General features: G+C 72.3%; 21 protein-coding genes. 14 read left to right on the top strand and 7 right to left on the bottom strand.

Translation table 11 applies throughout. The features are described 5' to 3' along the window. The first annotated feature begins 70 nt into the window (after positions 1–70). The 3 genes from ACFYP0_RS30550 to ACFYP0_RS30540 all read left to right on the top strand — a co-directional run bounded on the left by ACFYP0_RS30550 (position 71) and on the right by ACFYP0_RS30540 (position 3,211). Complete coding sequence (locus ACFYP0_RS30550; RefSeq protein WP_356975660.1) at positions 71–1,207, top strand: epoxide hydrolase family protein; 1,137 nt, start codon at positions 71–73, stop codon at positions 1,205–1,207. A gap of 283 nt (positions 1,208–1,490) precedes the next feature. Further along, entirely contained in the window at positions 1,491–1,991 is a 501-nt protein-coding gene (locus tag ACFYP0_RS30545; RefSeq protein ID WP_030332098.1) for a cation:proton antiporter regulatory subunit, read from the top strand. 5 nt (positions 1,992–1,996) lie between these two features. Further along, positions 1,997–3,211, top strand: a complete 1,215-nt coding sequence (locus ACFYP0_RS30540; RefSeq protein WP_124853540.1) for a cation:proton antiporter — start codon at positions 1,997–1,999, stop codon at positions 3,209–3,211. Here ACFYP0_RS30540 and ACFYP0_RS30535 read toward each other — a convergent pair. Continuing rightward, a complete protein-coding gene (locus tag ACFYP0_RS30535; protein ID WP_356975657.1) occupies positions 3,200–3,565 on the bottom strand; it encodes a GNAT family N-acetyltransferase in 366 nt (121 codons plus the stop codon). The genes ACFYP0_RS30540 and ACFYP0_RS30535 overlap by 12 nt on opposite strands. 265 nt (positions 3,566–3,830) lie before the next feature. On the opposite strand from ACFYP0_RS30535, the gene ACFYP0_RS30530 reads away from it, so the two are divergent. After that, positions 3,831–4,262 (top strand): hypothetical protein, encoded by a 432-nt coding sequence (locus ACFYP0_RS30530; protein WP_124853542.1) that lies wholly within the window; start codon positions 3,831–3,833, stop codon positions 4,260–4,262. A gap of 453 nt (positions 4,263–4,715) precedes the next feature. On the opposite strand, the gene ACFYP0_RS30525 is transcribed toward ACFYP0_RS30530, so the two are convergent. The 5 genes from ACFYP0_RS30525 to dnaK form a co-directional block, all read right to left on the bottom strand. Then, the gene (locus tag ACFYP0_RS30525; protein ID WP_356975655.1) at positions 4,716–4,910 is read right to left on the bottom strand and encodes a hypothetical protein; all 195 of its coding nucleotides are present in this window, start codon (positions 4,908–4,910) and stop codon (positions 4,716–4,718) included. 136 nt (positions 4,911–5,046) lie between these two features. After that, positions 5,047–5,487, bottom strand: coding sequence for a heat shock protein transcriptional repressor HspR (locus ACFYP0_RS30520; protein ID WP_030332087.1), 441 nt, complete (start codon positions 5,485–5,487; stop codon positions 5,047–5,049). A gap of 30 nt (positions 5,488–5,517) precedes the next feature. Then, the gene (dnaJ, locus tag ACFYP0_RS30515) at positions 5,518–6,699 is read right to left on the bottom strand and encodes a molecular chaperone DnaJ (RefSeq protein ID WP_124853543.1); all 1,182 of its coding nucleotides are present in this window, start codon (positions 6,697–6,699) and stop codon (positions 5,518–5,520) included. Positions 6,700–6,784: 85 nt separating this feature from the next. Then, positions 6,785–7,540 (bottom strand): nucleotide exchange factor GrpE, encoded by a 756-nt coding sequence (gene grpE / locus ACFYP0_RS30510; RefSeq protein ID WP_124853544.1) that lies wholly within the window; start codon positions 7,538–7,540, stop codon positions 6,785–6,787. A gap of 48 nt (positions 7,541–7,588) precedes the next feature. Then, positions 7,589–9,466, bottom strand: a complete 1,878-nt coding sequence (dnaK, locus tag ACFYP0_RS30505) for a molecular chaperone DnaK (RefSeq protein ID WP_355502623.1) — start codon at positions 9,464–9,466, stop codon at positions 7,589–7,591. 220 nt (positions 9,467–9,686) lie between these two features. Between dnaK and ACFYP0_RS30500 the strand changes: the two genes are divergently transcribed. Genes ACFYP0_RS30500 through ACFYP0_RS30490 form a run of 3 tightly spaced genes read left to right on the top strand, consistent with a single transcriptional unit; the run spans position 9,687 to position 14,470 of the window. Beyond that, on the top strand, positions 9,687–11,507 hold the full coding sequence (locus ACFYP0_RS30500; RefSeq protein WP_355502620.1) for an ABC transporter: 1,821 nt from the start codon (positions 9,687–9,689) through the stop codon (positions 11,505–11,507). After that, positions 11,504–13,189: a GTPase gene (locus tag ACFYP0_RS30495; RefSeq protein WP_355502617.1), complete on the top strand. Its 1,686-nt coding sequence runs from the start codon at positions 11,504–11,506 to the stop codon at positions 13,187–13,189. Before ACFYP0_RS30500 ends, ACFYP0_RS30495 begins: the two co-directional genes overlap by 4 nt. Positions 13,190–13,246: 57 nt before the next feature. Beyond that, positions 13,247–14,470, top strand: a complete 1,224-nt coding sequence (locus ACFYP0_RS30490; protein ID WP_355502615.1) for a hypothetical protein — start codon at positions 13,247–13,249, stop codon at positions 14,468–14,470. 99 nt (positions 14,471–14,569) lie between these two features. Here the strand turns inward: ACFYP0_RS30490 and ACFYP0_RS30485 are convergent, their stop codons facing one another. After that, entirely contained in the window at positions 14,570–15,193 is a 624-nt protein-coding gene (locus tag ACFYP0_RS30485; RefSeq protein WP_124853549.1) for a phosphatase PAP2 family protein, read from the bottom strand. 510 nt (positions 15,194–15,703) lie between these two features. On the opposite strand from ACFYP0_RS30485, the gene ACFYP0_RS30480 reads away from it, so the two are divergent. The 7 genes from ACFYP0_RS30480 (at position 15,704) to ACFYP0_RS30450 (ending at position 25,673) form a co-directional block, all read left to right on the top strand. Further along, entirely contained in the window at positions 15,704–16,021 is a 318-nt protein-coding gene (locus ACFYP0_RS30480; RefSeq protein WP_386998388.1) for a hypothetical protein, read from the top strand. A gap of 644 nt (positions 16,022–16,665) precedes the next feature. Next, complete coding sequence (gene pdhA / locus ACFYP0_RS30475) at positions 16,666–17,841, top strand: pyruvate dehydrogenase (acetyl-transferring) E1 component subunit alpha (RefSeq protein WP_355502611.1); 1,176 nt, start codon at positions 16,666–16,668, stop codon at positions 17,839–17,841. Further along, positions 17,841–18,830: an alpha-ketoacid dehydrogenase subunit beta gene (locus tag ACFYP0_RS30470; protein ID WP_091396229.1), complete on the top strand. Its 990-nt coding sequence runs from the start codon at positions 17,841–17,843 to the stop codon at positions 18,828–18,830. The genes pdhA and ACFYP0_RS30470 overlap by 1 nt, the downstream gene beginning before the upstream one ends. Positions 18,831–18,835: 5 nt before the next feature. Beyond that, a complete protein-coding gene (locus ACFYP0_RS30465; RefSeq protein ID WP_124853365.1) occupies positions 18,836–20,293 on the top strand; it encodes a dihydrolipoamide acetyltransferase family protein in 1,458 nt (485 codons plus the stop codon). A 218-nt stretch (positions 20,294–20,511) separates the two neighbouring features. Continuing rightward, entirely contained in the window at positions 20,512–20,649 is a 138-nt protein-coding gene (locus ACFYP0_RS30460) for a hypothetical protein (RefSeq protein WP_165435866.1), read from the top strand. 344 nt (positions 20,650–20,993) lie between these two features. Further along, on the top strand, positions 20,994–23,723 hold the full coding sequence (locus tag ACFYP0_RS30455; protein ID WP_355502608.1) for a hypothetical protein: 2,730 nt from the start codon (positions 20,994–20,996) through the stop codon (positions 23,721–23,723). Between the two features lie 117 nt (positions 23,724–23,840). After that, on the top strand, positions 23,841–25,673 hold the full coding sequence (locus tag ACFYP0_RS30450) for an NHL domain-containing thioredoxin family protein (protein WP_355502605.1): 1,833 nt from the start codon (positions 23,841–23,843) through the stop codon (positions 25,671–25,673). Positions 25,674–25,685 lie beyond the last annotated feature (12 nt).

The following is a 25,685-nucleotide window of genomic DNA, read 5'->3' as shown; positions in this document are numbered from 1 at the left end:
AGTGGAATGGATCGTTCCGCTCTGCTATGGTGACTGCAGAACGAAACATTCCGTTCCGAAGGAGTTCAGCATGAGCGACACCGCGATCCGCCCCTTCCGCGTCCAGATCCCGCAGACCGCCCTCGACGACCTGGCCGCCCGGCTGGACCGCACCCTCTGGCCCGCCGACCTACCCGGCGCCGGCGACTCGTACGGGATGAGCACCGACCGGGTGCGCGAGCTCGTCGACCGGTGGCGAGGCGGGTTCGACTGGCGTTCCGTCGAGGCCCGCCTGAACGCTCACCCGCAGTTCGTCGCCGAGATCGACGGCGAGCAGATCCACTTCCTGCACGTCCGGTCATCCCGGCCGGACGCCACCGCGCTGGTGCTCACCCACGGCTGGCCCGGCTCGGTGCTCGAATACCTCGACGTGATCGCCCCGCTCACCGAGCCGACCGACCCGGACGCGCCGGCCTTCCACGTGGTCGTCCCGTCACTGCCCGGCTTCGGCTTCTCCGGCCCGACCCGCGGCGCAGGCTGGAACCGGTTCCGCATCGCCCGCGCCTGGGCCGAGCTGATGAACCGACTGGGGTACGACAGCTACGGCGCGGTCGGCAACGACGCCGGCTCGATGATCGCGCCGGAGCTGGGCCGGGTCGATCCGGAGCGGGTGCTCGGCGTACACGTCACACAACTCTTCTCGTTCCCCTCCGGCGACCCGGCCGAGTTCGCCGGGCTCTCCGAGGTGGACCAGGCCGCGCTCGGGCACCTTCAGTGGTTCTACGAGAACAAGTTCTCCTTCAACCAGGTGCACAGTCAGCAGCCGCAGACCCTGGCGTTCGCGCTGGCCGACTCGCCGGTGGGGCTGCTCGCCTGGAACGCCCAACTCTTCGACGAGAGCCTTGACGCCGACTTCATCCTGGCCAACGTGGCGCTCTACTGGTTCACCGGCACGGTCGCCTCGGCGATCCGCCTCTACTGGGAGGACGCACACGCCGGCGAGCCGCCGACCGAGCCGACCACCACTCCGACCGCGCTGGCCATGTTCCCCGGAGACTTCCAGTCCATCCGCCCCTTCGCCGAGCGGGACCACGCGAACATCGTCCGGTGGACGGCGTACGAGACCGACGTCGACGGCCGGGGCGACGTCGGCGGCCACTACGCGGCACACCAGGCCACCGAGGTGCTGGTCGCCGACATCCGCGAATTCTTCGCCAGCCTCCGCTGACCACGGCGTCTCCGGGTGCCCGCGCCGCACTGCCGACGCGGGCACCGGCGCGTCCGCCCCCGGTGCCTGGCGTGGCCGCCCCCGGCCCCGGCGCGCCCTGCCCTCGGCGCCCGGGGCGGTTGATCCACTCGGCTTTCAGGAAGTCGGGGCGTCCCGCCGCGCCGGATACCCCGACTTCAATGAAATCGAGTCGATCATGGCCTTTGAGCTACGTCCGGGCAGGCCCGAGGAGGGCTGTCCCTCCAAGATCTGCGCTTTGTTCATGAAGCGGTAGCCTTGGAGGGTGCGAGTACGTGTCGAGCAGACCGCCTTACCCGGGATCGGGGTACGTCACGATCTGGTGACGGAGTCCGGACGCCGCCTGGGCGTCGTTTCCCACCGCAACGGCCGCCGTGATCTCGTTCTCTACGATCCCGACGACCCCGACGCCTGCCAGTCGGACATTCCGCTGACCGATGACGAGGCCGAGGCTCTGGCCGACATCCTCGGCGCGTCGCTGATGCTCGGCCAGCTCTCCGGGCTCCGCGAGCAGGCCGCCGGTCTGCTCACCGAGCAGATCGCGATCACGGCCGGCTCGCCGTACGTGAATCGGAAGCTCGGCGACACCAAGGCGCGTACCCGCACCAGCGCCTCCATCGTGGCGGTGCTGCGCGAAGGCGAAGTGATCGTTTCGCCACTCCCCTCCTTCCGCTTCGCGGCCGGCGATGTGGTGGTCGTTGTCGGGACCCGTAGAGGTCTCGACGGCGTGTCCGCCATCCTCGCCGACAGTGACCCGGACGGCTGAGGCGGATGCACGATTCCACCACTCTGCTCGTCGAAGTCGGCGCGCTGCTACTGCTGCTTGGGCTCCTCGGCCGGCTGAGCCGGCGTTTCGGCCTCTCGCCCATCCCCCTCTACCTGCTCGCTGGGCTCGCGTTCGGGCACGGCGGGCTACTCCCGCTCGCGGCCAGCGAGGAGTTCTTCGCGGTCGGCGCCGAGATCGGCGTCATCCTGCTGCTGGTGATGCTCGGTCTGGAGTACTCGGCCAACGAACTGGTCGGCAACCTCCGCTCGGCAGCCCCGGCCGGGCTGATCGACGGCGTGTTCAACGCGCTGCCCGGCGCGGCCTTCGCCCTGCTGCTCGGCTGGGACTGGGTCGCCGCCCTGGTGCTCGGCGGCATCACCTGGGTCTCCTCCTCCGGCGTGATCGCCAAGGTCCTCGCCGACCTGGGACGACTCGGTAACCGGGAAACCCCGGTGATCCTCTCGGTCCTCGTGATCGAGGACCTGGCGATGGCGCTCTACCTGCCACTGGTCACCGCGGTGCTGGCCGGCACCGGCCTGCTCGGTGGCGGCATCGCACTCACCGTCGCGGTGTGCACGGTGCTGCTCGTGCTGGTGGTCGCCATCCGGTACGGCCACCTGATCTCCTCGGCCCTGTCGGCGAAGGACCCGGAGGCGCTGCTACTCGGCGTACTCGGTCTGACCCTGCTGATCGCCGGGCTCGCGGCAAAGCTTCAGGTGTCGGCGGCGGTCGGCGCGTTCCTGGTCGGCATCGCGCTCTCCGGCCCGGTGGCGCACCACGCGACCGAGCTGCTCTCGCCGCTGCGGGACCTCTTCGCGGCGGTGTTCTTCGTCTTCTTCGGCCTGGTCACCAACCCACAGGACATCCCGCCGGTGCTACTGCCGGCGCTCGCGTTGGCAGTGGTCACCATGGCGACGAAGACGCTCACCGGTTACCTCGCCGCCCGCCGGGTCGGCATCGCGGAACCCGGTCGATGGCGGACCGGCCTGGCACTCGTACCCCGAGGTGAGTTCTCCATCGTCATCGCCGGTCTCGCGGTGGCTGCCGGGAGCGTCGAGCCGCGGTTGGCAGCGCTGGCCGCGACGTACGTCCTGATCACCGTGGTGACCGGGCCGATCCTGGCCCGGCTGCCGGACTTCCCGTGGTTCAAGCGGTGGCTGCGCAACCGCGCGGCGGCCCAACGGCGGGAACCGATCCCGGTCGTCGACTCAGCGCTCTGAGCTCCACCTGAACGCCGCGGCGGCGTGGGTCGCACCTTCGCGACGGTAGAACCGGTGCGCCTCGGTCCGGGCGAGGCCGGACTCCAGGAAGACGTAGTCGGCGCCCTGTTCGTGCGCCCACGCCCTGGCCGCCGCCAGGAGGTTGGAGCCGACACCCCGGGAACGCCACTCGGGATGCACAGCGAGATCCTCGATCGAAGCCCGACGGCCGAAGCGCACCGAGATGATGTCCACGTAGACGCTGGCCACGCCGACCAACTGATCCTCATCCGATCGCGCCTCGAAGAGTGCGACGTCTTCGTGGGCGAGCAATTGCGCGGTCCGCTCGACGGCGCGGTCGCGGTCCCAATCCACGGGACGGCTGCCGGGAGGGGCGAAAAGCCACTCCAGCCCCTCGACAAACTGGGCTTGGGCGCCCCTCTGTAACCGTCGAACATGGATTGTCATAGGAGCATCATCGGCTGGGCCGTCGATGCAGTGGACCCGCCCATGCCAACGGTTGCGGAATTGCTCCTCACGGGTACTACCGCAGCACCCGACGGCGGGTTACCGTTTCGCCCCAGCAGCCAGGGTCCGCAGGCAGCGTTGCCAAACGCGGGCGAGAGCGGAAGGTTGGCCGGTGAGCGTGCAGGAGTCGACGTTCCACGGCTTCGCCAACCCCGTCGATCCGACTCCGGCGGAGTTGCGAGCTTGGGCGTACAAGCCCGATTCGGTGCCGTTGGCCTCGATGCCACCGGACTGGGACCTGCTGGTCTCCGGCGACCGGCTGGTGTTGACGCTCTTCGAGTTGGCGATGGATCCAAGCTGCCCGGCCCGACGTTTCGCGCTGCACTGCCTCTACATCTACGCGGCCGACGGCATCCGGACGAACTTCCGCGCCCACCCCAAGCGCCGCTTCCGCAAGCTCGTCGAACAGGCCGAGCGTGACGGCGACGAACTGATGAAGGTCTGGGCGCACAACGGCCGGGTGCTGTTGGCCCGACCGGACCTCTTCATCTACCGGGACTGGTGCGAGGGCGGCCTGGTCCGCGAGAACCGCCGCCTCGGCTGAGACCGCTCAGGCGGCTCCCTCGCCAGCGGCTCCCTCGCCAGCGGCTGCGGGGTGGCGTTGCTGTTCGCGGCCCTTTGGAGCTGATGTCGCAAACGATTCACGCCCAGCCCGGCCAGGATCGCCCGACCAGGATCGGTCGAGGCCGGCCCGGCCAGGATCGCTCCGCCCAGCCCGACCAGGATCGGTCGAGGGCGGCCCGGCCAGGATCGCTTCGCCCAGCCCGACCAGGATCGGTCGAGGTCGGTCAAAGCAGAGGTGTGACGTGATGTCGTAAACGATTCAGCTCGAAAGGACCTGCGCGTCGGCCCGACGCCCAGGAGGCGGCGTCACCGGTCCGCGGTCGATAACGGCGAACGGGCTGGGACCCCCGATTACGGCCGCGGGCTGGGACCGCCGATTACGGCGAACGGGCCGGGACCCCCCGTGGGTCCCGGCCCGCACGTCGGTCACCGGTCAATCCTGCTTGCGTTCCGTCTCGGCTCGGCCAGGTTCGCCGGCGTGGTCGCCGTCCTCGGCGAACCGGCCCCCGATGATCCGGTCCCGGTAGGTCCCCTCGGTCACCTTGTCGAACTTCTCGCGGACGGTCTCGGCCAGGTTCTCCAACCGGTCCTCGGTCTGCTGGGCCACCTTCTTCGCCGGTTCCGCCATCGCTCCCCCTCGCCATGTCGGTAGGTCCGGATTAAGCGGATTGGACCCTTATCGACAGGCTAACCGAAGCGGCCCGGACCGCGCCGGGAATCCAGCGCGGTCCGGGCCGAAAAGACAGATCCGGGTGAGTGGCAGGTCAGCGATCGGGCGTTCGGCGGGGGCGCCACACCACCAGGGCGGTCGAGGTGCGGTTGGTCGGCACCAGATCCCGGCCCGGGAAGCGGGCCAACGACTCCAGCTCCGCCACGCGGCGGTACGCGGCGTCCAGCTCCGCCTCCAGCCGGGCCACCCGCTGCTGCGCCTGCTCCAGCAGCCGCTCCAGCCCGATGATCCGCTTGACGCCGGCCAGGTTGATCCCGTCGTCCTGGCTGAGCCGCTGCACCTCGCGCAGCAGCACCACGTCGCGGACGCTGTAGCGACGTCCGCCACCAGCGGCCCGGCCGGGCTGTACCAGCCCCAGTCGGTCGTACTGGCGCAGGGTCTGCGGGTGCATCCCCGCCATCCGTGCCGCTACCGAGATCATCAGCACCTTGGCCTCGTAGGCAGGGTCGCCCGAACCGAGGAACTCGCCCGACATCCCGCTCACCTCCGCGTCCATTCCACCGGACTAACTGACTCGACGCACCCGTGCGTCGAGATGTTCCCGGGCTGCCGGCGGGGTCTGCTCGGCGAACGACTCCAGCGCCGTGCGCGCCTCGTCCGACAACCGGGCCGGCACCACCACGTCCAGCGTGACCAGCAGGTCACCGGCCTGCCCGTCGCGTCGGACCACACCCTTGCCCCGGGCCCGCAGCACCCGCCCGCTCGGCGTTCCCGGCGGCACCCGCAGGGTCATCGCACCGTCGAGCGTGGGCACCCGCAGGTCAGTGCCGAGCACGGCCTCCGCGAAGGTGACCGGCACGGTCAGCGTCAGGTCGTCCCCGGTACGCCCAAACAGCTCGTCCGGCCGAACCTTGACGTGCACGAAGAGGTCGCCAGCCGGGCCACCGCGCTCGCCCGGCTCGCCACGCCCGGCCAGCCGGATGCGTTGACCGTCGGCCACACCGGCCGGGAAGCGCACGTTCATGGTGCGGGTCTTGGTGACACCGCCGCTGCCGTGGCACTCCGGGCACTTCTCCTCGACCACGGTGCCGACGCCCTGGCAGTTGCGGCACGGCTCGGAGAAGCTGAACGACCCCTGGTTGCGGGTGGTCACGCCGGCACCATGACAGACCGGGCAGGTACGCGGCTGGGTGCCGGGCTTGGCCCCGTTACCGTGGCAGGTGTCGCAGACCCCCGGCGCGCGCAGCGTCAGGGGCAGCGTCACCCCACGCACCGCGTCGCCGAAGTCCAGCGCCACCTCGGTCTCCACGTCCCGACCACGGGCCGGACCGCGTGGTGCGGCCTGCCCACCGGCCTGACCGCCACTGAAGATCGAGCTGAACAGGTCCTGGAAGCCGGCGCCGCCGAAGCGACGGTCACCGCCCCCGCCGCCGCCGAACATGTCGGACACGTCGAACGGCATGCCGCCCGGCTGACCCCCGCCCCGGGCGTTGCGCCGGAACGCGCCCGAGCCGAAGAGCGAACGCATCTCGTCGTACTCGCGACGGCGACCACTGTCCGAGAGCACGTTGTACGCCTCGGACGCGGCCTTGAACCGCTCCTCGGCCTTCGGGTCGCCCGGGTTGTGGTCCGGGTGCGACTCCCGGGCCACCTTGCGGTACGCCTTCTTGATGTCATCCGCGGAGGCGGCCTTGTCCACGCCGAGCACGGCGTAGAAGTCCTTCTCGATCCAGTCCTTCGAACTCACCGGTCCACCTCCTTCCGACCCTGGTGGCCCGGCCGTCCCGCCCACCGCTGAGCGGTGGGCGGGACGGCCCGGTCACTGTCTGGCACTATTCCGGATCCGCGACCGCGACCAGCGCGGGGCGCAGCAGCCGCTCACCGAGCTGGTAGCCGCGTCGCATGACCTGTACACAGGTCGGCTCGCTGACGTCGGCCGAGGTCTGGTGCGCGACCGCCTCGTGCCGGGTCGGATCGAACGGGTCGCCCTGCTCGCCGAAGGCGTTCAGGCCGAACTTGCCCAGCGCGGTGGTGAGTTGTTCCGCCACCGTGCCGAACGGCCCGACCAGGTCGCCATGTTCCCGGGCCCGGTCCAGGTCGTCCAGGATCGGCAGCAGCGCGGCCAGCACCGAGCCGGTCGCCTGCTCCTGTACGAGGCTGCGGTCGCGGTCGACCCGCTTGCGGTAGTTGGCGTACTCCGCCGACACCCGCTGCAGGTCCCTGGTCCGCTCGTCGAGCTCGGCCCGGAGCGCTTCCAGCTCGGCGCCGAGCGAGATGCCCGCGCCGCCGCCGTCCACCGGCTGCGCCGGGGCGTCCACCACCGGCGGACCGGACGGCTCCGGCCCGTCGGTGGAGTTGACCTCGACCTCGATCTCGTCGACCACGACCTCGGCGTCCTCGACCAGACCCTCGGCCGGCACACCGGTCTCCGCGTCGGCGGCGGTCCCCTCCGGCTCGGCGGTGTCGACGAGCTTGCGGTTGTTGCGGATGACGACCCGCTCCCCGTCGCCGGTCGGCTCCGTGGTCGCGGAGCCACCCGGCGTCGACCCGGTGTCGCCCGGGTCGGCGGCTCGTGGCTTCTGCGTCATGCGGCTACCTCATCCCCTTCGCGGTGGAAACGTGTCGGAGGCCGACAGTCACTTCTTGCCGTCCTCGTCCACGATTTCCGCGTCGACCACGTCGTCGGGGCCGCCGGCCTGTGCGCCGGTCGCACTGGTCGCGCCAGTCGCGCCGGTCGCACCCGGGCCGGGCTCGGCACCCGGCTGCTGACCCTGCTCGGCCTGAGACGAGTAGAGCAGCGAACCGGCCTGCTGGGAGACCTGCGCCAGCTTCTCGTGCGCCGACTTGATCTTCTCGATGTCCTGACCGCCGAGGGCGCCACGCAGCTCACCGAGCGCCTCGTTGAGCTGCTCGCGGTTCTCGCTGGGCAGCTTGTCGCCGCTCTCGGCGAGGAACTTCTCGGTCTGCCACTGGAGCGCCTCGGCCACGTTGCGGGTCTCGGCGTCGTCGCGGCGGCGCTTGTCCTCCTCCGCGTGCTCCTCGGCGTCCCGGCGCATCCGCTCGATGTCGTCCTTCGGCAGCGAGGAGCCGCCGGTGATCGTCATCTTCTGTTCCTTGCCGGTGCCCAGGTCCTTGGCGTGCACGTTGACGATGCCGTTGGCGTCGATGTCGAAGGCGACCTCGATCTGCGGCACGCCGCGCGGCGCCGGCGGGAGGCCGGTCAGCTCGAAGGTGCCGAGCTTCTTGTTGTACGCCGCGATCTCCCGCTCACCCTGGAACACCTGGATCAGCACCGACGGCTGGTTGTCGTCCGCCGTGGTGAAGACCTCGGAACGCTTGGTCGGGATGGTGGTGTTGCGCTCGATCAGCTTGGTGAAGATGCCGCCCTTGGTCTCGATGCCCAGGCTCAGCGGGGTCACGTCGAGCAGCAGGACGTCCTTGACCTCGCCCTTGAGCACACCGGCCTGGAGCGCGGCGCCGACGGCGACCACCTCGTCCGGGTTGACGCCCTTGTTGGGGTCGCGACCGGTGAGCTGCTTGACCAGGTCGGTCACGGCGGGCATCCGGGTCGAACCGCCGACGAGGATGACGTGCTCGACGTCGGAGATCTTGATCCCGGCGTCCTTCACGGCCTGCTCGAACGGGCCCTTGCAACGGTCCAGCAGGTCCTGCGTCATCCGCTGGAACTCGGCGCGGCTGAGCGTCACGTCGAGGTGCAGCGGGCCGGCCGCGCCGGCGGTGATGTACGGCAGGTTGATGTTGGTGGTGGTGGCGGCGGACAGCTCGATCTTCGCCTTCTCGGCGGCCTCGCGGAGCCGCTGGAGGGCCATCTTGTCCTGAGAGAGGTCGATGCCGTGCTCACCACGGAACGTCTTGACCAGGTGGTCGATGATCCGCTGGTCCCAGTCGTCGCCACCGAGCTGGTTGTCACCGCTCGTCGACTTGACCTCGACGACGCCCTCGGCCAGCTCCAGCAGCGACACGTCGAAGGTGCCGCCACCGAGGTCGAAGACCAGGACGGTCTGCTCCTTGGAGCCCTTGTCCAGCCCGTACGCCAGGGCGGCAGCCGTCGGCTCGTTGACGATCCGCAGCACGTTGAAGCCGGCGATCTCACCGGCCTCCTTGGTGGCCTGGCGCTGGCTGTCGTTGAAGTAGGCCGGAACGGTGATCACCGCGTCGGTGATCTGCTCGCCCAGGTACGCCTCGGCGTCCCGCTTGAGCTTCATCAGCGTCCGGGCCGAGATCTCCTGCGGGGTGTACTTCTTGCCGTCGATGTCGACGGACCAGTTCGTGCCGACCTCCCGCTTGACCGACCGGATCGTCCGGTCCGGGTTGGTCACAGCTTGGCGCTTGGCGACCTCACCGACGAGCACCTCGCCGTTACGGGCGAACGCGACGATCGAAGGAGTCGTCCGCGACCCCTCAGCGTTGGCGATGACGGTGGGCTCACCGCCCTCGAGAACGCTGACGCAGGAGTTCGTCGTGCCGAGGTCGATACCGACCGCACGTGCCATCTTCGCTTCCTCGCTTCGTAAGGTTGTGCAGGTGACGGGCGTCGCCCGTGGGCTGCTGGCGAGCACCGCCCGCAGCGGGCCCCACCACAAGTTGAGTGAACTTGACTCAATAGTGCCACGCGTTGGCCAATCGTCAAGTTGACTTGAGTCAACCCGACGCAACCCAGCCGTTATTACCGTCCGGTTGTCTTCCCTTGCATCGGTCGGGCACGCTTTAGCGGTGACGACGCACGGCGATCCCGCCACCCGTTCCGGTGCGCCCGCCGTCGCAGCCCGTACCGACCCGCCGGACGCCGCGGAGGAGCCGCCCGCCACCACCGGGGACGACAGCCTCCCCGGCGCACTGACGGGCCTCCGGGAGGCGATCGGCGCGACCCGGTATCCCCTCGCGCTGCCCTCTGCCAACTCTGCCCGGCACACCGCCACCGCACTCACCGACCAACTCGACGACTACCTGCTGCCCCGGCTCGCCCGGCTGGACGCCCCACTGCTCGTGGTGGTCGGCGGCTCCACCGGCGCGGGCAAGTCGACCCTGGTAAACAGCCTGGTCAAGGCCCGGGTCAGCGCCGCCGGCGTGCTCCGGCCGACCACCCGCTCCCCGGTGCTGGTCTGCAACCCGTCCGACGCGGCCTGGTTCCGGCAGGGTGACCTCCTGCCCGGGCTGACCCGCACAACCGAGCCGAGCGACGATCCGCGCGCCCTGCACCTCGTCACCGCCCCGGCCCTGCCCGCCGGGCTGGCCTTCCTCGACGCGCCCGACATCGACTCGGTCGTCGACGCCAACCGGGCGCTCGCCACCCAGCTGCTGGCCGCCGCCGATCTGTGGCTCTTCGTCACCACCGCCGCCCGGTACGCCGACGCGGTGCCCTGGGAGCTGCTGCGCAGTGCCCGGGCGCGCGGCGCGGTGATCGCCATGGTGCTGGACCGGGTGCCCGCCGAGGCCACCGACGAGATCGCCGCGCACCTGACCGAGATGCTCGCCGAGCAGGACCTCGGCCGGGCGCCGCTGTTCGTGTTGCCCGAGACCTGGGTCGACGGTCAGGGGCTGCTGCCCGAGGGGGTCACCGCCCCACTGGCCGACTGGTTCGCCCGGTTGGCCGCCGACGTGGACGCGCGGGCGGCGGTGGTCCGCCAGACTCTCGACGGGGCGCTGGCCGCACTCCACCCCGCCGTGGAGGATCTGGCCGACGCCGCCGACGAGCAGCTCGACGCCGCCGACGGTCTGGACGAACGGGTCCGGGCCGCGTACCGGGGTGCCGAGCGAACCGTCGAGCAGGGGCTCCAGGACGGCCGGCTACTCCGGGGTGAGGTGCTCGCCCGCTGGCAGGAGTTCGTCGGCACCGGCGAGCTGTTCCGCACGCTGGAGGCACGGATCGGCCGCCTCCGGGACCGGGTCGTGGCCGCCGTCACCGGTCGGCCGGCGCCCGCAGCCGAGCTGCGCAACGCCATCGAGTCCCAACTGGTGACGCTGCTGCGCGGGGTGGCCTCGGAGGCCGCCGAGTCCGCGTACACCGGGTGGAAGGCACACCCGGCCGGCGCCGGGCTGCTCGATCCGGCGCTCGCCCACCCGAGCGACGACCTACCCGAACGCGCCGAGCGCATGGTCCGGGACTGGCAGCGCGGAGTGCTGGAACTGGTCCGGGTCGAGGGCGGTGACAAGCGGTTCGTGGCCCGCACCGCCGCGTACGCGGTGAACGCCAGCGGGCTGGCCGTGATGATCGCCGTCTTCGCCTCCACCGCGTTCATCCCGACCGGGTTGGAGCTGGCCACCGGGGCTGGCACCACGGTCGCCGCGCAGGCCGTCCTCCAGGCGATCTTCGGCGACCAGGCGGTGCGTACCCTCGCCGCCAAGGCCCGCACCGACCTGCTGGACCGGGTGCGGACGCTGCTCGACGCGGAGGCCGACCGCTTCTTGAGCCGCACCGCCGACGCCCGCCCCGCCGAGGACGCCGGCGACGGGCTGCGCCGGGCCGCCGGCCGGGTCGAGCTGGCCCGGCACCGCAGCGGCCTGTCCGCCGCCGACGAGGAGGGTTCCCGGTGAGCAACATCGCCGGCCGGGTACGCGAGGTGTTCCGCGGGGACCAGCGGGTCGACGCCGACGCGCTGATCGCCCGCCTGGATGCGGTACGCCGGTTCCTGACCGCCGTGGACGGTCTGCTGCCGGACGCCGACCTGGTGCCCGCGCACACCCTGGTCGAACGGGCCGGCACCCGACTCGCGCTGTCCCGGGACCACACCGTGGTCGCCCTGGCCGGTGCCACGGGCAGCGGCAAGTCCAGCCTGTTCAACGCGTTGGCCCAACTGGAACTCTCGCCGGTCGGTGTCCGCCGGCCGACCACCGGCGTCACCCACGCCTGCGTGTGGGGGCCGCTGGAGGGCGCCAACCATCTGCTCGACTGGATCGGCGTACTGCCCCGACACCGCTTCGTTCGGGAGAGCGCCCTGGACGCGGACGACGAGACGGCCCTGCACGGGCTGATCCTGCTCGACCTGCCCGACTTCGACTCGGTGCAGCGATCGCACCGGCTCGAGGTGGACCGACTCCTGGGCCTGGTCGACCAGGTGGTCTGGGTGGTCGACCCGCAGAAGTACGCCGACCGGGTCATCCACGACAGCTACCTGCGCGAGTTCCACAGGCACCGCGAGGTCACCCTGGTCGTGCTCAACCAGGCCGACCGGCTGCCCCCGGCCGAGGTGCCCCGGGTCCTGGACGACCTGCGTCGGCTGCTCGACACCGACGGGCTGACCGGGGTGCCCCTGCTGGCCACCACCGCCATCGATCCGGCCGGGATGGTCGGGCTGCGCAACGCGCTGGAGCGCACGGTCGCCGAGCGACAGGCCGCGTTGCGGCGGCTCGCGGGTGACGTCGACACGGTCGTCGCCGGCTTGGACGAGTTGGTCGGTTCGGCCCGGCCGGCGGGCGGGCCGGACGACACCGCCGTCAACGGGCTGAACCGGGCGCTGGCCGGGGCGGCCGGGGTGCCGGCGGTGACCGAGGCCGTGGAGCGCGCGTACCGGCACCGGGCCGGCGCGGCCACCGGCTGGCCCGTGGTGCGGGGCTGGCGGCGGTTGCGGCCCGACCCCCTGCGTCGGCTGCACCTGCCCGGCCCCACCGGCGACCAGGCCGACCCGGCGGAGAGCCTGGTGGCGGCCACCTCGGTACCGGACCCGACGGCCGCCCAGCGCTCGGCGCTCGGTCTCGCCATCCGCGCGGTGGCCGACCGGGCCGCCGCCGATCTGCCCGCCGCCTGGCCCGGCGCGGTGACCTCCGCCGCCCGGTCCCGCCTCGGCGACCTGCCGGACGCCCTGGATCGCACGATCGCCGGCACCGACCTCGGCCTCGACCGTCGCCCGCTGTGGTGGCGGTTCGTCGGCGGTGTGCAGTGGTTGGTCACCCTCGCCGCCGTGGTCGGGCTGGGCTGGCTGGTGCTCGGCTACGCGCTGCGGGCGCTCGGCCTGCCCGCGCTGGACAACCCGATGGTCGGCCAGGTGCCGCTGCCGACCGTACTGCTGCTCGGCGGCCTGCTGGCCGGGCTGCTGGTGGCGGCGCTGACCCGGCCGGTGGTGCGCTGGGCCGCCCGGCGCGCCCGGGCCCGCGCCGACCAGCGGTTGACGGCACGGGTCGCCCAGGTGGGCGACGAGTACGTGCTGACCCCGGTACGGATCGTGCTCAGCTCGTACGCACAGGCACGCGACGCGCTGCGGGACGCCGCACGCCGCTGACGCTCCGCACGGCTCGCTACCGCTCTGCGTACGCCTCAGTCGGCGTAGGGTCGGAGCATGGCCACGCCTCAGACCCCCTACGACGCGGTGCTGCACGCCGCACGCGACGTGACCAAGCTGGAGTCCGCTCTCGACGCCGAGATGCTCGGCAGCGCCCTGCTGGGCAGTGTCTACGCGATCGCGGAGACCGACCGCGACGCCGCCGTACGGGAGTTCGTCACTGGCTTCCTCGCCGCCACCGCCCGCCGCAGGATCGCGGCGGCGACCACCATCCGGCAGGTCTTCGCCACGCTCGTCCCGACCGCCGAGGGCACCGATCGGGTGCGCCCGGGCAGCCAGGCACCCACCTGGACGGCCCAGCTCGGCCGGGTGCACCTCACCGGCACCTGGGCGTATGGCGACGTGTACGGCGACCAGACCTCCTACCTCGCCACCTTCGCCTACGACGACGAGTCCGGCGGCTCGGAGCACGCGCTGGTGGCCCTGGTGGACCACAACATCGGGATCACCAAGGACATCTTCGTGGGCGGGCCGGCCGAACGGATCCTGGACCAGGTCCGGCAGATGTGCGCCGACGACGAGCTGACCTGGTTCCGTACCGAAGATCCAGCCCGGTTCCGGGGCGAGGTGGCCCGCCATCTGGCGGTCACCGACGACCTGGGCGAGTTGCCCGGCGAAGGGTCACTCGCCACCGACCGAGCACTGGTCGGGGCACGGCTGGCGATGCTGCCCACCGCGGCCGACCCGACCGGTCCGGCGGAGGTCGAGCCACTCTCCGCGGCCGAGCGCACCGACCTGGTCCGACGGTTCCTCGCCGCGCCGGAGGCCGCCCGCTTCGGGCTGGACGCCGTCGACGGCCCGGAGTTGGCCTCCCTGCACTTCTGCCTGAGCCTAGTGCTGGACCACTCGGCGAGCTTCCCGGACGCCGATCCGATGCGCTGGAGTCCCGCGGTGTCCGGGCTCTTTCTGCTCGACTGGGTGCACCGCCGGGCCGTGCTGGACATGGACGACGCGGCGATGCTCCCCCGGGTGCTGCGGGCCTGGGCGCGGTACGCGTCGCGCCAGCGCGGGCTGCCCGAGGCGGCGGCGACGCGCACCGACGAGGCGATCGAGGAGATGGTGCCGGAGTTCGCCCGCCTCTACTCGACCGGTGAGCGGCGCAGTGCGGCCACCGCCGCGGTGGCGCAGTTGATGGCCGACGGGGTGGACCCGGACGACCCCGCCGCGTTGGACGCGTGGATCGAGGCGAACCGCCACCGCCTCGCCGACGACGGCGCCTGACGGCGTCCGAGGGGTGGGCGGCCACGCGCCGCCCGCCCTGGGCCGGGCTGGCATTGCCCGCCAGAGGGCCGAGCGGCACACCGCCCGCCCTGGGCCGGGCTAGCGCAGCGGGCCGAAGATCACCGCGGCGATCAGGGCGCCGAGCGCACCTCCGGTCAGTACCTGCGCCACCGTGTGGTCCCGCAGCCGTACCCGGGACCAGCCGACCACCGCCAGCAGCGGTACGGCGACGACCAGCCGCGTCCCGAAGGTCAGCATCAGGATGACCAGCGTGCCGGCGGCCACCGCCGAGTGGATCGACATCTTCCACCAGTGGCTGACCGACACGGCCACGACGAGGCCGACGAGGCCGGACACCGCCAGTGCCAGCACCGGACGGGGCGCGCCGAGCACGGCGAGCAGGGCGAGCCCCGCCGCCACCGAACCGAGGCCGACCAGCAGCGGCGCCCGGCGCTGCTCCCGGCGGCCGACGTGGTGGTCGGTGAGCCGGCCACGGCGTACCCCGCCGACGATGTAGGCGAACGGAATGCCGGTGACGAAGAGAGTGGCGAGCAGACCCCAGACGAGGCCCTGACCGGGACGGCTGGCGCTGTGCCAGCTCACCGTGATGATCAGCAACGAGACGAGCACCGCCGGGGCGGTCACCTCGGTGACCAGCCGGGCGATCCGCAACCCCGGGCCGGGCCGGGTGGTCACCGGGCGGGGTTCCGCACCGCCGCCCACGCCACCCCCTCCGGTACGCGCCTACCGCCGAACGCCGCCGGATGGGCCGCGCCTGATCGTCACCGTACCGCCGGCCAACCCGCAGGATACGTCGGTCCGGCCAGCGGCGCGGGCCTGACGCCAGGCGTCGAGGCGACGGCCGACGGCGACGGGATCGCCGGGCCGGGCCGACGGGTCGGTGAAGGGGACGGCGTGGGTGTGGGGGCCGGGACGGACCGGGTGCTGGTCGGCACGGCGGTCGCGGTCGCGTCGTCGGTCGGAGTGGGTGTCGGCCCCAGCGTCGGGTCCGGTGTGGGCGTCGGGTCCACCGTCAGGGTCGGATCGGGATCGGGATCGGCCGAGCCGGTCGGGTCCGGGTCGGTCGGGTCCGGGTCGGTCGGGTCCGGGTCCGGCGGATCGGTCGGGTCCGGCGGATCGGTCGGGTCCGGCGGATCGGTCGGGTCGGTCGGGTCGGGATCGGTAGGCGGTGGCGGAGCGACGGGCGGGGGTACCGGCGGCGAGGTGCTCCGTGTGGGTTTCGGTGCCACCGGCGGGGCGATCGTCCACCGGGCGGGCCCGGGGTCGGCGGCGGCCCCTTCCCGTGGACGCGACGGGGCGGCCGGCAGCCAGCCGCTGGTCGGGCCGACGCTGGGTGTGCCGAGCGGGGGAAGCGGTGGTTGGCTGGTCATCGGCATTGGGATCACCACCGGCCCGACGGATGGGGTCGGCATGAACGGGGTGCTGCTGTCCGGCAGGGCGGTGCTGCCCGGGGTGGCCGAGCCCGCGCTGATCGCGGCGAGGATGGGCATCGACGCCGTGCCGGCCAGCAGCGCGACCGTGAGTAGATAACCGCGGGAGGGGCCACCGGCGCCGGGGGCCCGGTGGACACCGACCACCCGGGGGTAGCCGCCAGCCGACCGGTGCCGACCAAGCGCTGGTGTGCCGGGACCGCCACCTGGCTCGTACACCGCACACCCCTAGTCGTCGGCCGTTGGAGGACATGAATGGACGCCACCAAGGGGCGAAACCCGACAAACAACCCGATAGGCGGCGTTCCTGCGGGAATCAGCCTCGCGCAGTCACCCTGGGTACGCCAACCTCCACCGCGTGTCGACACGCTGTGCTGCCCGAACGGTGACGAATCGTGCCGCATCGCATGGGCAACGCGGGCCGGCATGATGGCGACAAACGGCGTCAAAGCATGGGCGGTCGGATTGCGGGGGCAGGCGTACTGTGGGCGCGCTCACCTGCTCTGCGAATATGGAGCACGACGGCAACGCAGCCGTGACCTCCGCGCACCCTCGCGGCAGGCGCGGTTGAGCGCCGGCGCTCCCGATCCGGGTTCGGCCAGAACCCTGATCACGCCGTGCGGCAACCCCCACCGGGGCTAGGCGCGGCCGCCAGGAACCGGTCCGGCAGCAGCCGGGCAGGCGCACGAGTTGCGCGGCCGGGTGACCCCCCGGTGCCGACGCAGACACGACAGGGAGAGACCGATGGCAAAGGGCGACCCCGGGGGCACCACCCGCAGCAGGCGGGCTGCATCCCGCTCCAAGAAGGGCGCGGCCGGCGACCCCGCGCTGGTGCAGCTGCTCACCCCCGAAGGCGAGCGGATCGACAGCGCCACCGGGCCGGACGGCACCGAGTACCGCGTCGACTTCACCGACGAGGAATACCGCGGTCTCTACCGCGACCTGGTGCTGGTCCGGAAGCTGGACGCCGAGGCGACCGCTCTCCAGCGTCAGGGCGAGCTGGGCCTGTGGGCCAGCCTGCTCGGCCAGGAAGCCGCCCAGGTCGGCTCCGGGCGGGCGCTGCGTACCCAGGACATGGCCTTCCCGACCTACCGGGAGCACGGCGTCCTCTACTGCCGGGGCATCGACCCGATCATGCCGCTCGGCCTGTTCCGCGGCGTCGACCAGGGCGGCTGGGACCCGAACGAGTTCAAGTTCAACATGTACACCATCGTCATCGGGGCGCAGACCCTGCACGCGACCGGCTACGCGATGGGGATCACCATCGACGGCAAGACCGGCACCGACGACGGCGAGGCGGCGATCGCCTACTTCGGCGACGGCGCCACCAGCCAGGGCGACGTGAACGAGGCGTTCGTCTGGGCCAGCGTCTTCAACGCGCCGCTGGTCTTCTTCTGCCAGAACAACCAGTACGCGATCTCCGAGCCGCTGGAGCGCCAGACCCGTGTCCCGCTCTACCAGCGGGCCGCCGGCTTCGGCTTCCCCGGCGTACGGGTGGACGGCAATGATGTGCTCGCCACGTACGCGGTCACCCGCACCGCACTGGACAACGCCCGCCTCGGGCAGGGCCCGAGCCTGATCGAGGCGTACACCTACCGGATGGGCGCGCACACCACCTCCGACGACCCGACCCGCTACCGCATCGCCAGCGAGGTCGAGGCGTGGCAGGCCAAGGACCCGATCACCCGGGTCAAGGCCTTCCTGGAGAAGCAGCAGATCGCCGACGCGGGCTTCTTCGCCGAGGTCGACGAGCAGGCCCGCCGCGAGTCGGTGCACCTGCGCGAGCGGGTGCTCGAGATGCCGAACCCGGAGCCGGTGACGATGTTCGACCACGTCTACCCCAACGGGTCTCCGCTGCTCGACGAGCAGCGCGCGAAGTTCAGCCGCTACATGGAATCGTTCGAGGGGAGCGCCCACTGATGGCCACGGAGACGCTCACCATCGGCAAGGCCCTCAACACCGGTCTGCGCCGCGCCCTGGAGAACGACCCCAAGGTCGTCATCATGGGCGAGGACGTCGGCAAGCTCGGCGGCGTCTTCCGGATCACCGACGGTCTCCAGAAGGACTTCGGCGACCAGCGGGTGATCGACACCCCGTTGGCCGAGTCCGGCATCATCGGCACCGCTGTCGGTCTGGCCATCCGCGGCTACCGGCCGGTCTGTGAGATCCAGTTCGACGGCTTCGTCTACCCCGCGTACGACCAGATCGTGTCGCAGGTGGCGAAGATGCACTACCGCTCGGGCGGCAGGCTCAGCATCCCCATGGTGATCCGGATCCCGTTCGGCGGCGGCATCGGCGCTGTCGAGCACCACTCCGAGTCGCCGGAGGCGTACTTCGCGCACACCGCCGGTCTGAAGGTGGTGACCTGCTCCAACCCGCAGGACGCGTACGTGATGATCCAGCAGGCCATCGCCTCGGACGACCCGATCGTCTTCCTGGAGCCAAAGCGGCGCTACTGGGAGAAGGGCCAGGTCGACCTGGACGCGCCGCTGTCCGACGCGTACCCCCTGCACTCGGCCCGGGTCGTGCGGCCCGGCACCGACGTCACCGTGCTGGCCTACGGCCCGATGGTGCGGACCTGCCTGGATGCGGCGACCGCCGCCGCCGAGGACGGCAGGGAGCTGGAGGTCATCGACCTGCGCTCGCTCTCGCCGCTGGACCTGACCGCGGCGTACGAGTCGGTGAAGCGCACCGGCCGTGTGGTCGTGGTGCACGAGGCGCCGTCCAACATCGGCCTCGGCGCCGAGTTGGCCGCCCGGATCACCGAGGAGTGCTTCTACTCCCTGGAGTCGCCAGTGCTGCGGGTGACCGGCTTCGACACCCCCTACCCGGCCGCCCGGGTGGAGGAGGAGTACCTGCCCGATCTCGACCGGGTGCTCGACGCCGTCGACCGCACCTTCGGCTGGTGAGCGACATGTCCCGGATCAAGACGTTCAACCTGCCCGACCTGGGCGAGGGGCTGACCGAGGGCGAGATCCTGGCCTGGCTGGTCAAGGTCGGCGACACCATCGAGCTGAACCAGCCGATCGTCGAGGTGGAGACGGCTAAGGCGGCCGTGGAGATCCCGGCGAAGTGGGCCGGCCAGGTCCAGGCGATCCACCACCCGGAGGGCACCACGGTCGAGGTCGGTACGCCGATCATCGCGATCGACACCGACCCGGGTGCCGGGCCGCTGGAGGCGCTGTCGACCACTGCCACGCCCAGCGGTGACCTGCCCACCCCGTCGGCGGCCTCGCTGGCGGCGGTGGAGGTGGCACCGGCCGAGGGCATGATCGAGCCCGGCCTGATCGGCGGTGCGGCCCCGGGCGGGCGGACGGCGGTGCTGGTCGGCTACGGCCCGCGTACCACCGCCGCGAAGCGCCGCCCTCGCAAGGGCGCGGTCCCGGCACAGGCCGTGGCGGCTCCCGCACCGGTCGCGCCGACTCCACCACCGGTGGCCACGCCGGTGGCGGCGCCGGCCCAGAACGGGCGGGCCGCGACGACCACCGGCGGTGTGCTGGCCAAGCCGCCGGTGCGCAAGCTCGCCAAGGATCTCGGGGTCGACCTTGGCACGTTGACCGGGTCGGGGCCGCTTGGCTCGATCACCCGGGAGGACGTGCAGCAGGCGGCGAGCGGTGCGAGCGTGGTGGTTGCCGAGCCGATCGCGGCGACGACCGCGCCCAGCTTCGGCGCGGACCGGGAGCAGCGGATCCCGGTCAAGGGCGTCCGCAAGCTGACCGCCGAGAACATGTCCCGCTCGGCGTTCACCGCCCCGCACGTGACGGAGTTCCTGACCGTGGACGTGACCCGGGCGATGAAGGCCCTGGACCGGCTGCGCGGCCGGCGGGAGTGGCGCGACGTACGGGTCTCGCCGCTGCTGCTGGTGGCGAAGGCGGTGCTGCTGGCGGTGCAACGGCACCCGATGGTCAACTCGACCTGGGCGGGCGACGAGATCGTGGTCAAGGAGTACGTCAACCTTGGCATCGCGGCGGCCACCGAGCGCGGTCTGATCGTGCCCAACGTCAAGGACGCCGGCCGACTCTCGCTGCGGGAGTTGGCGGACGCGCTGACCGACCTGGTGCAGACGGCGAAGTCCGGCCGCACCTCGCCGGCGGCCATGTCCGGCGGCACCCTGACCATCACCAACGTGGGCGTGTTCGGGGTGGACACCGGCACACCGATCCTGCCGCCGGGTGAGTCCGCGATCCTGGCCTTCGGCGCGGTGCGGGAGATGCCCTGGGTGCATAAGGGCAAGGTCAAGGTTCGCCAGGTCACCACGCTGGGGCTGAGCTTCGACCACCGGATCGTCGACGGTGAGCTGGGCTCGAAGTTCCTGCGGGACGTCGGCGACTTCCTCACGGATCCGGAGGCGGCGCTGCTCGCCTGGACCTGATCGTCTCGAACGCCAGCCACGGCCGGTGTGCCACGGGTTAACGCCCGGCACACCGGCCGTGTCCGTTGGGCGACGGAACCGTCGGCCAGATGGCTTGTTGACCTTTGATTGTTAGGCAGGTGTCTCAGCTCACCTAATAATCGATGGAAGTTTGCCGGCTTCTGCTGTTGAATAGATGCATCAGGGGCTGACAACCGAATAGCTAGGGGGACCCACCAATGAGCATGATCGAGCGAATCCGCAACCACCGCGACGCGACCCGCCGCGCCCGTGCCATCGAGCACGCGCTGCGCTCGGCGAACTCGCCGGCGGTTCGCGAGGAGATCCTCGTCATCGCCCAGCGTCACATGAGCTGACGCTCCACGACATTCCTCACCCTCCTCCAGATCGATGGCCCACCCGGCCCACCGGGTGGGCCATCGGCGTTTCCCAACCACCACCACCGGGATTCCGCCCTGCCGCAGCGCCCGGTACGGTGGGCTTCGGTCGCCGCCCGCCGACCCGGCAGAGGCCGAGCCGACAGAAACTGCTCGACATCAACCGGCCACGGTGAGTGACGACCAGTGCTCCTTGGACGTGTCGTGCAACCACCCGATACCGTGCGGGGAGCCGGCACAGCGGTACGCCGGTGACGCCGGCAGCCACGCCGAGGAGACCGATCGGCACCGGCGAGCCGACATGTGATGGAGGAGGCGCACCCATGACGTCCGAGGGCCCGCACCGACCCGGCCAGGAGCCGGACGAGGTGTCACCGGGCGCCGGCGGACCGGCGCCGTACGGCGACCGCCCGGCGCAGCCGGACAACGGCCAGAACGCCGCCGGCCCCGACCTGGGCTGGGCACCCCCGCCCCCGACGCGGCCCAACCCGTCGGCGCCGGCATGGGCGACCCAGCCCGAGCAGCCGCCGGCCCCCGCCTGGGGTGCCGCCGCCGCTGCGCAGCCCAACGACCCGGCGCAGCCCGCCTGGGCCGCCGGCGGTGGCGCGAGCGAGCCGCCGCAGCAGCAGCCCGGCACGTGGCCCGGCAACGACGGCGCACCGGCTCCGGCACAGCCCGACCCCTGGGCCGCGCAGCAGCAGGGCTGGACGCCCGCCGAGCAGAGCACACCTGCACCGACCTGGACCCCGAACGCCCCCGCAGAGCAGCCGGACTGGGTGCAGGCCCAGCCAGCCGCACGGGGCGCCGCGCAGGTTCCCCCGGCCACCGCCGCCTGGCCCGCCCAGGAGGACCCGGCCAGCGGCTGGGGCGGCGCGGCGCAGGCCAGCCCGCCCGCAGCTGACTGGCGAGCGACCGAATCTCCGCAATCCGATGCGCCGCAGGCCGCCGGCTGGTCCGGCGGTGCCCAGCAGGACCAGGCCGCTGGCAACGGCGGCTGGCCCGCCGCCGGCGCCGCCCGTGACGACCAGCCGGTGTGGACGCCGGCGGAGCAGTCACCACCGACCTGGGGCCAGCCCGCCGAAGCGACCGAGCAGCCCGCCCCCGGCTGGGGTCAGGCCGCCCAGCCGAACCCGGTCCGTGGCGCCGCCCAGGTCCCAGCCCCGACGACGACCTGGCCCGCTCAGGACGATCCGGCCAACTCCGGCGGGTGGGCCGCGCAGCAGCAGGCGCAGCCCGCAGCGTGGAACGACGGCAGCGACGCGCGGCAGGACCAGCCCGCGCAGCCGGCCGCCTGGGGCGAGGCCGAGAGCCGTCCGCAGCAGCCCGACTGGGTGCTCTCCCAACCGGAGCAGCCGACCGAGCGGCCGGAGCAGGCTGGGTGGACCCCGGCGGAGCCGAGCAACCTCCCCGCCCGGGCCAGCGCCAGCGTGCCCACCAGCGGCGGCGCGCCCAACTGGGCCGCCGGCCCGGACAACGCCGCCCAGAGCAACTCCGGCGGCGTGCCCGAGGTCGAGCCGTGGGCCCCCGGGGAGGTGTGGGGTCGCGCGGAGGCCGAAGCTTCCGCCCAGTCCCGCGGCGGTTGGGAGGCGGACCGAGGCGACGAGGCACCGGCCTACCAGCCCGGGCCCGCGCCGGGCATCTCGCCGGCGAACGCGGTGCCGCTGCCCCCGCAGGAGCAGCGCGTCCCGGGTGCCAGCCTGGCTGCCGTCCCGCCGTCCGACTACGCGCCCCAGGCCCAGTTCGCTCCGATCCCCGAGCAGCCCGCCTACGCCGAGCGGGAGACCCCGGACGCCGCCGCGCAGTACGGTGGCCGCCCCGAGGACGTCTCCGCGAGCGGCGCTGTGGTGCCCGCCCCGCGTACCTCTCCGGAGTCCGGAGCGGGCCGCGCGGTCGTACCGGTGTCGGACGCCGAGTCGGCAGCCGGCGCAGCGGCCCGGGCCACGGCGAGCGCTTCGGTGCCGCTGGCCAGCCGGGTGATGCCCCCTACCGACCAGGCCATCCGACCGACCGGCACGGCCACCCCGCAACCCCGGGTGTACGGCCGTCCGGCACGATCGGAGCCGGAGGCCGAGCCGGAGCCGGAGGCGTTCCAGGGCGACCCGGGCGCCGACCGCCAGGGTGCTCCGGAGTGGCAGAACGACGCGCCACGGCAGGCCACGCCCGACTGGCAGCACGAGGGGCAGCGGCAGATCGCTCCCGACTGGCAGAACGAGGCGCAGCGGCAGCAGTCCGCGCCCGACTGGCAGCACGAGGGGCAGCGGCAGGCTGGGCCCGGCTGGGGCGACGAGTCCCCGGCCGATCCGCGCTTCGACGACCGGCAGCCCGCACCGAACGCGTTCAACGAGGCCCCGTCGGCGCCGCCGGCGTTCCCGCCCGGTGTGCCGTCCTTCGTCGACACTCCGGGCAACAACAGGCCGGTGAACGGCACCCGCCCGCACTCCGGTGGCGAACCGCCGGCGGACCAGTTCGGCGGCCCCGGGTCGCCTGCCGCCGGCACCGCGAACGGAGCGGCGACCTTCGGTGCGCCGAACTTCGGTGGCCCGGGCTCCGGTGCGCCGGGCTTCGGTGGCCCGGCGACCGAACCGGTGCCGGGCGGCGGCTTCCCGCCGTCGTTCCCGCCACCGCCGCAGCCCGCGCCGTCCTGGGGCCAGGAGACCGGCCAGTCGGACCACGGCCGGTTCGACGCGTTCAAGCCGGACGCCGCCGACGAGCCGAAGGTGGAGCCACCGACGCCGAAGGTACGCAACGGCCGGGTGCTGGCCGCGGTGCTGATCGCCGCGATGCTCATCCTGGCGGTGCCGCTCGGCCTGCTGCTGCTGCTCGGCAAGGTCGGCGGGAACGACGCGCCAACCTTCGACCCGGCGGTCGGCACCTGCGTGAAGCAGTCCGGGCAGGGCGGCGCCTCTGCGGCGGACTGCGGCGAGGCGGGCGCGTTCACGATCGTCTCGAAGGTGGACGCCAAGGAGAAGTGCACCGACACGACGCAGCCCCACGTGGTGCTGCCGGGTGAGGGCGCCAACCGGGTGCTCTGCCTGAAGCCGGCCGCGAAGTAGCTGCACCGACGGCGGGGTCACGGGCAACCGTGACCCCGCCGTCGTCGTACCCGCAGGTGGTACCGAATCTCGCCCCCTCCGGCCGGACGCGGGCCGATGGTCAGGCACGATGGGTGCATGAGCGCACGAGTACGGGCTCCCGAACTGCGCGGTCGGGGCTGGCTGAACACCGGTGGACGCGACCTCAAGCTCGCCGACCTTCGCGGCAAGATCGTGATTGCGGATTTTTGGACGTTCTGCTGTATCAACTGCCTGCACGTGCTCGATGAGCTGCGCCCGCTGGAGGAGAAGTACGGCGACGTGCTCGTCGTGATCGGCGTGCACTCGCCGAAGTTCGAGCACGAGAAGGACGCCGACGCGCTCGCCGCCGCGGTGGAGCGGTACGGGGTGCACCACCCCGTACTCGACGATCCTGAGCTGGACATGTGGCAGCAGTACGCGGCCCGGGCCTGGCCGACCCTTTCGGTGATCGACCCCGAGGGTTACGTGGTGGCCACCATGGCCGGCGAGGGGCACGCCGAGGGGCTGGCCCGGCTGATCGACGAGTTGATCGCCACCCACGAGGCCAAGGGCACCCTGCACCGGGGGAACGGCCCGTACGTCCCACCGCCGGCACCGGAGACCGCGCTGCGCTTCCCGGGTAAGGCGGCGCTGCTGCCGAACGGCAACCTGCTGGTCTCGGATTCGGCCCGGCACTCCCTGGTCGAGATCGACCCGGACGGTGAGACGCCGGTGCGTCGGATCGGCTCGGGCGAGCGCGGCCGGGCGGACGGGCCGGCCGCCGCGGCGACGTTCTCCGAGCCGCAGGGGGTGTGTCTGCTGCCCACGCACGTCGCCGAGGTGGCCGGTTACGACCTGGTGGTGGCCGACACGGTCAACCACCTGCTGCGCGGCGTACGGCTGGAGTCCGGCGAGGTGGTCACCGTGGCGGGCAGTGGGCGGCAGTGGCGCGCCGAGGTCGACGACCACGCCCACGACGCGTTTGCCGTCGACCTCTCCTCCCCGTGGGACCTGGCCTGGTACGACGACAAGCTGATCATCGCGATGGCCGGCATCCACCAGCTCTGGTGGTTCGACCCGATCAAGCGGACCGCCGGCATGTACGCCGGCACCACGGTGGAGGCGTTGCGCGACGGTCCGCTGGCCGAGGCGTGGATGGCCCAGCCGTCGGGGCTCTCCACCTCCGCCGACGGCACCCGGCTCTGGGTGGCCGACAGCGAGACCAGCTCGATCCGGTACGTCGAGAACGGTGTGCTGGGCACCGCCGTCGGGCAGGGCCTGTTCGACTTCGGGCACGTGGACGGTCCGGCGGAGTCGGCGCTGCTCCAGCACCCGCTGGGCGTGTGCGCGCTGCCGGACGGCTCGGTGCTGATCGCGGACACGTACAACGGCGCGGTGCGCCGCTTCGACCCGGCCAGCAACCAGGTCTCCACCGTCGCCGACGGGTTGGCGGAGCCGAGCGACCTGGTGCTCACCCCGTCCGGTGAGGTGCTGGTGGTGGAGTCCGCCGCGCACCGGTTGACCCGGCTCGCCCCCGGTGCCCTGTCGGCGGCGGGTGCCAGCACGGTGGACGGGCCGCGGCACCGCACCGAACGTAAGCCGACCGACGTCGCCGCCGGCGAGGTCACCCTGGACATCGTCTTCACCCCGGCGCCGGGGCAGAAGCTGGACGAGACGTACGGGCCGTCGACCCGGCTGGTGGTCTCAGCGTCCCCGCCGGAATTGCTGGTGGACGGTGCCGGCACGGGCACCGAACTGTCCCGCCGGCTGGTGCTCAACGGCGAGGTCACCGCGGGAGTGCTTCAGGTGACCGCGCAGGCGGCGACCTGTGACGCGGACGTCGAGCACGCGGCGTGCCACCTGACCCGGCAGGACTGGGGCGTACCGGTCCGGGTGGTCGACGGCGCCGTGACCCGGCTGCCGCTGGTGCTTCGGGGCCTGGACGCCTGACGCGGTCGGAGG

Origin of the sequence: Micromonospora arida (genome assembly GCF_042873195.1) — a bacterium.
Classification (GTDB): Bacteria; Actinomycetota; Actinomycetes; order Mycobacteriales; family Micromonosporaceae; genus Micromonospora; species Micromonospora arida.
Note: the sequence above shows the minus strand (reverse complement) of the source record. Positions and strands in the feature narration are given on the sequence as shown.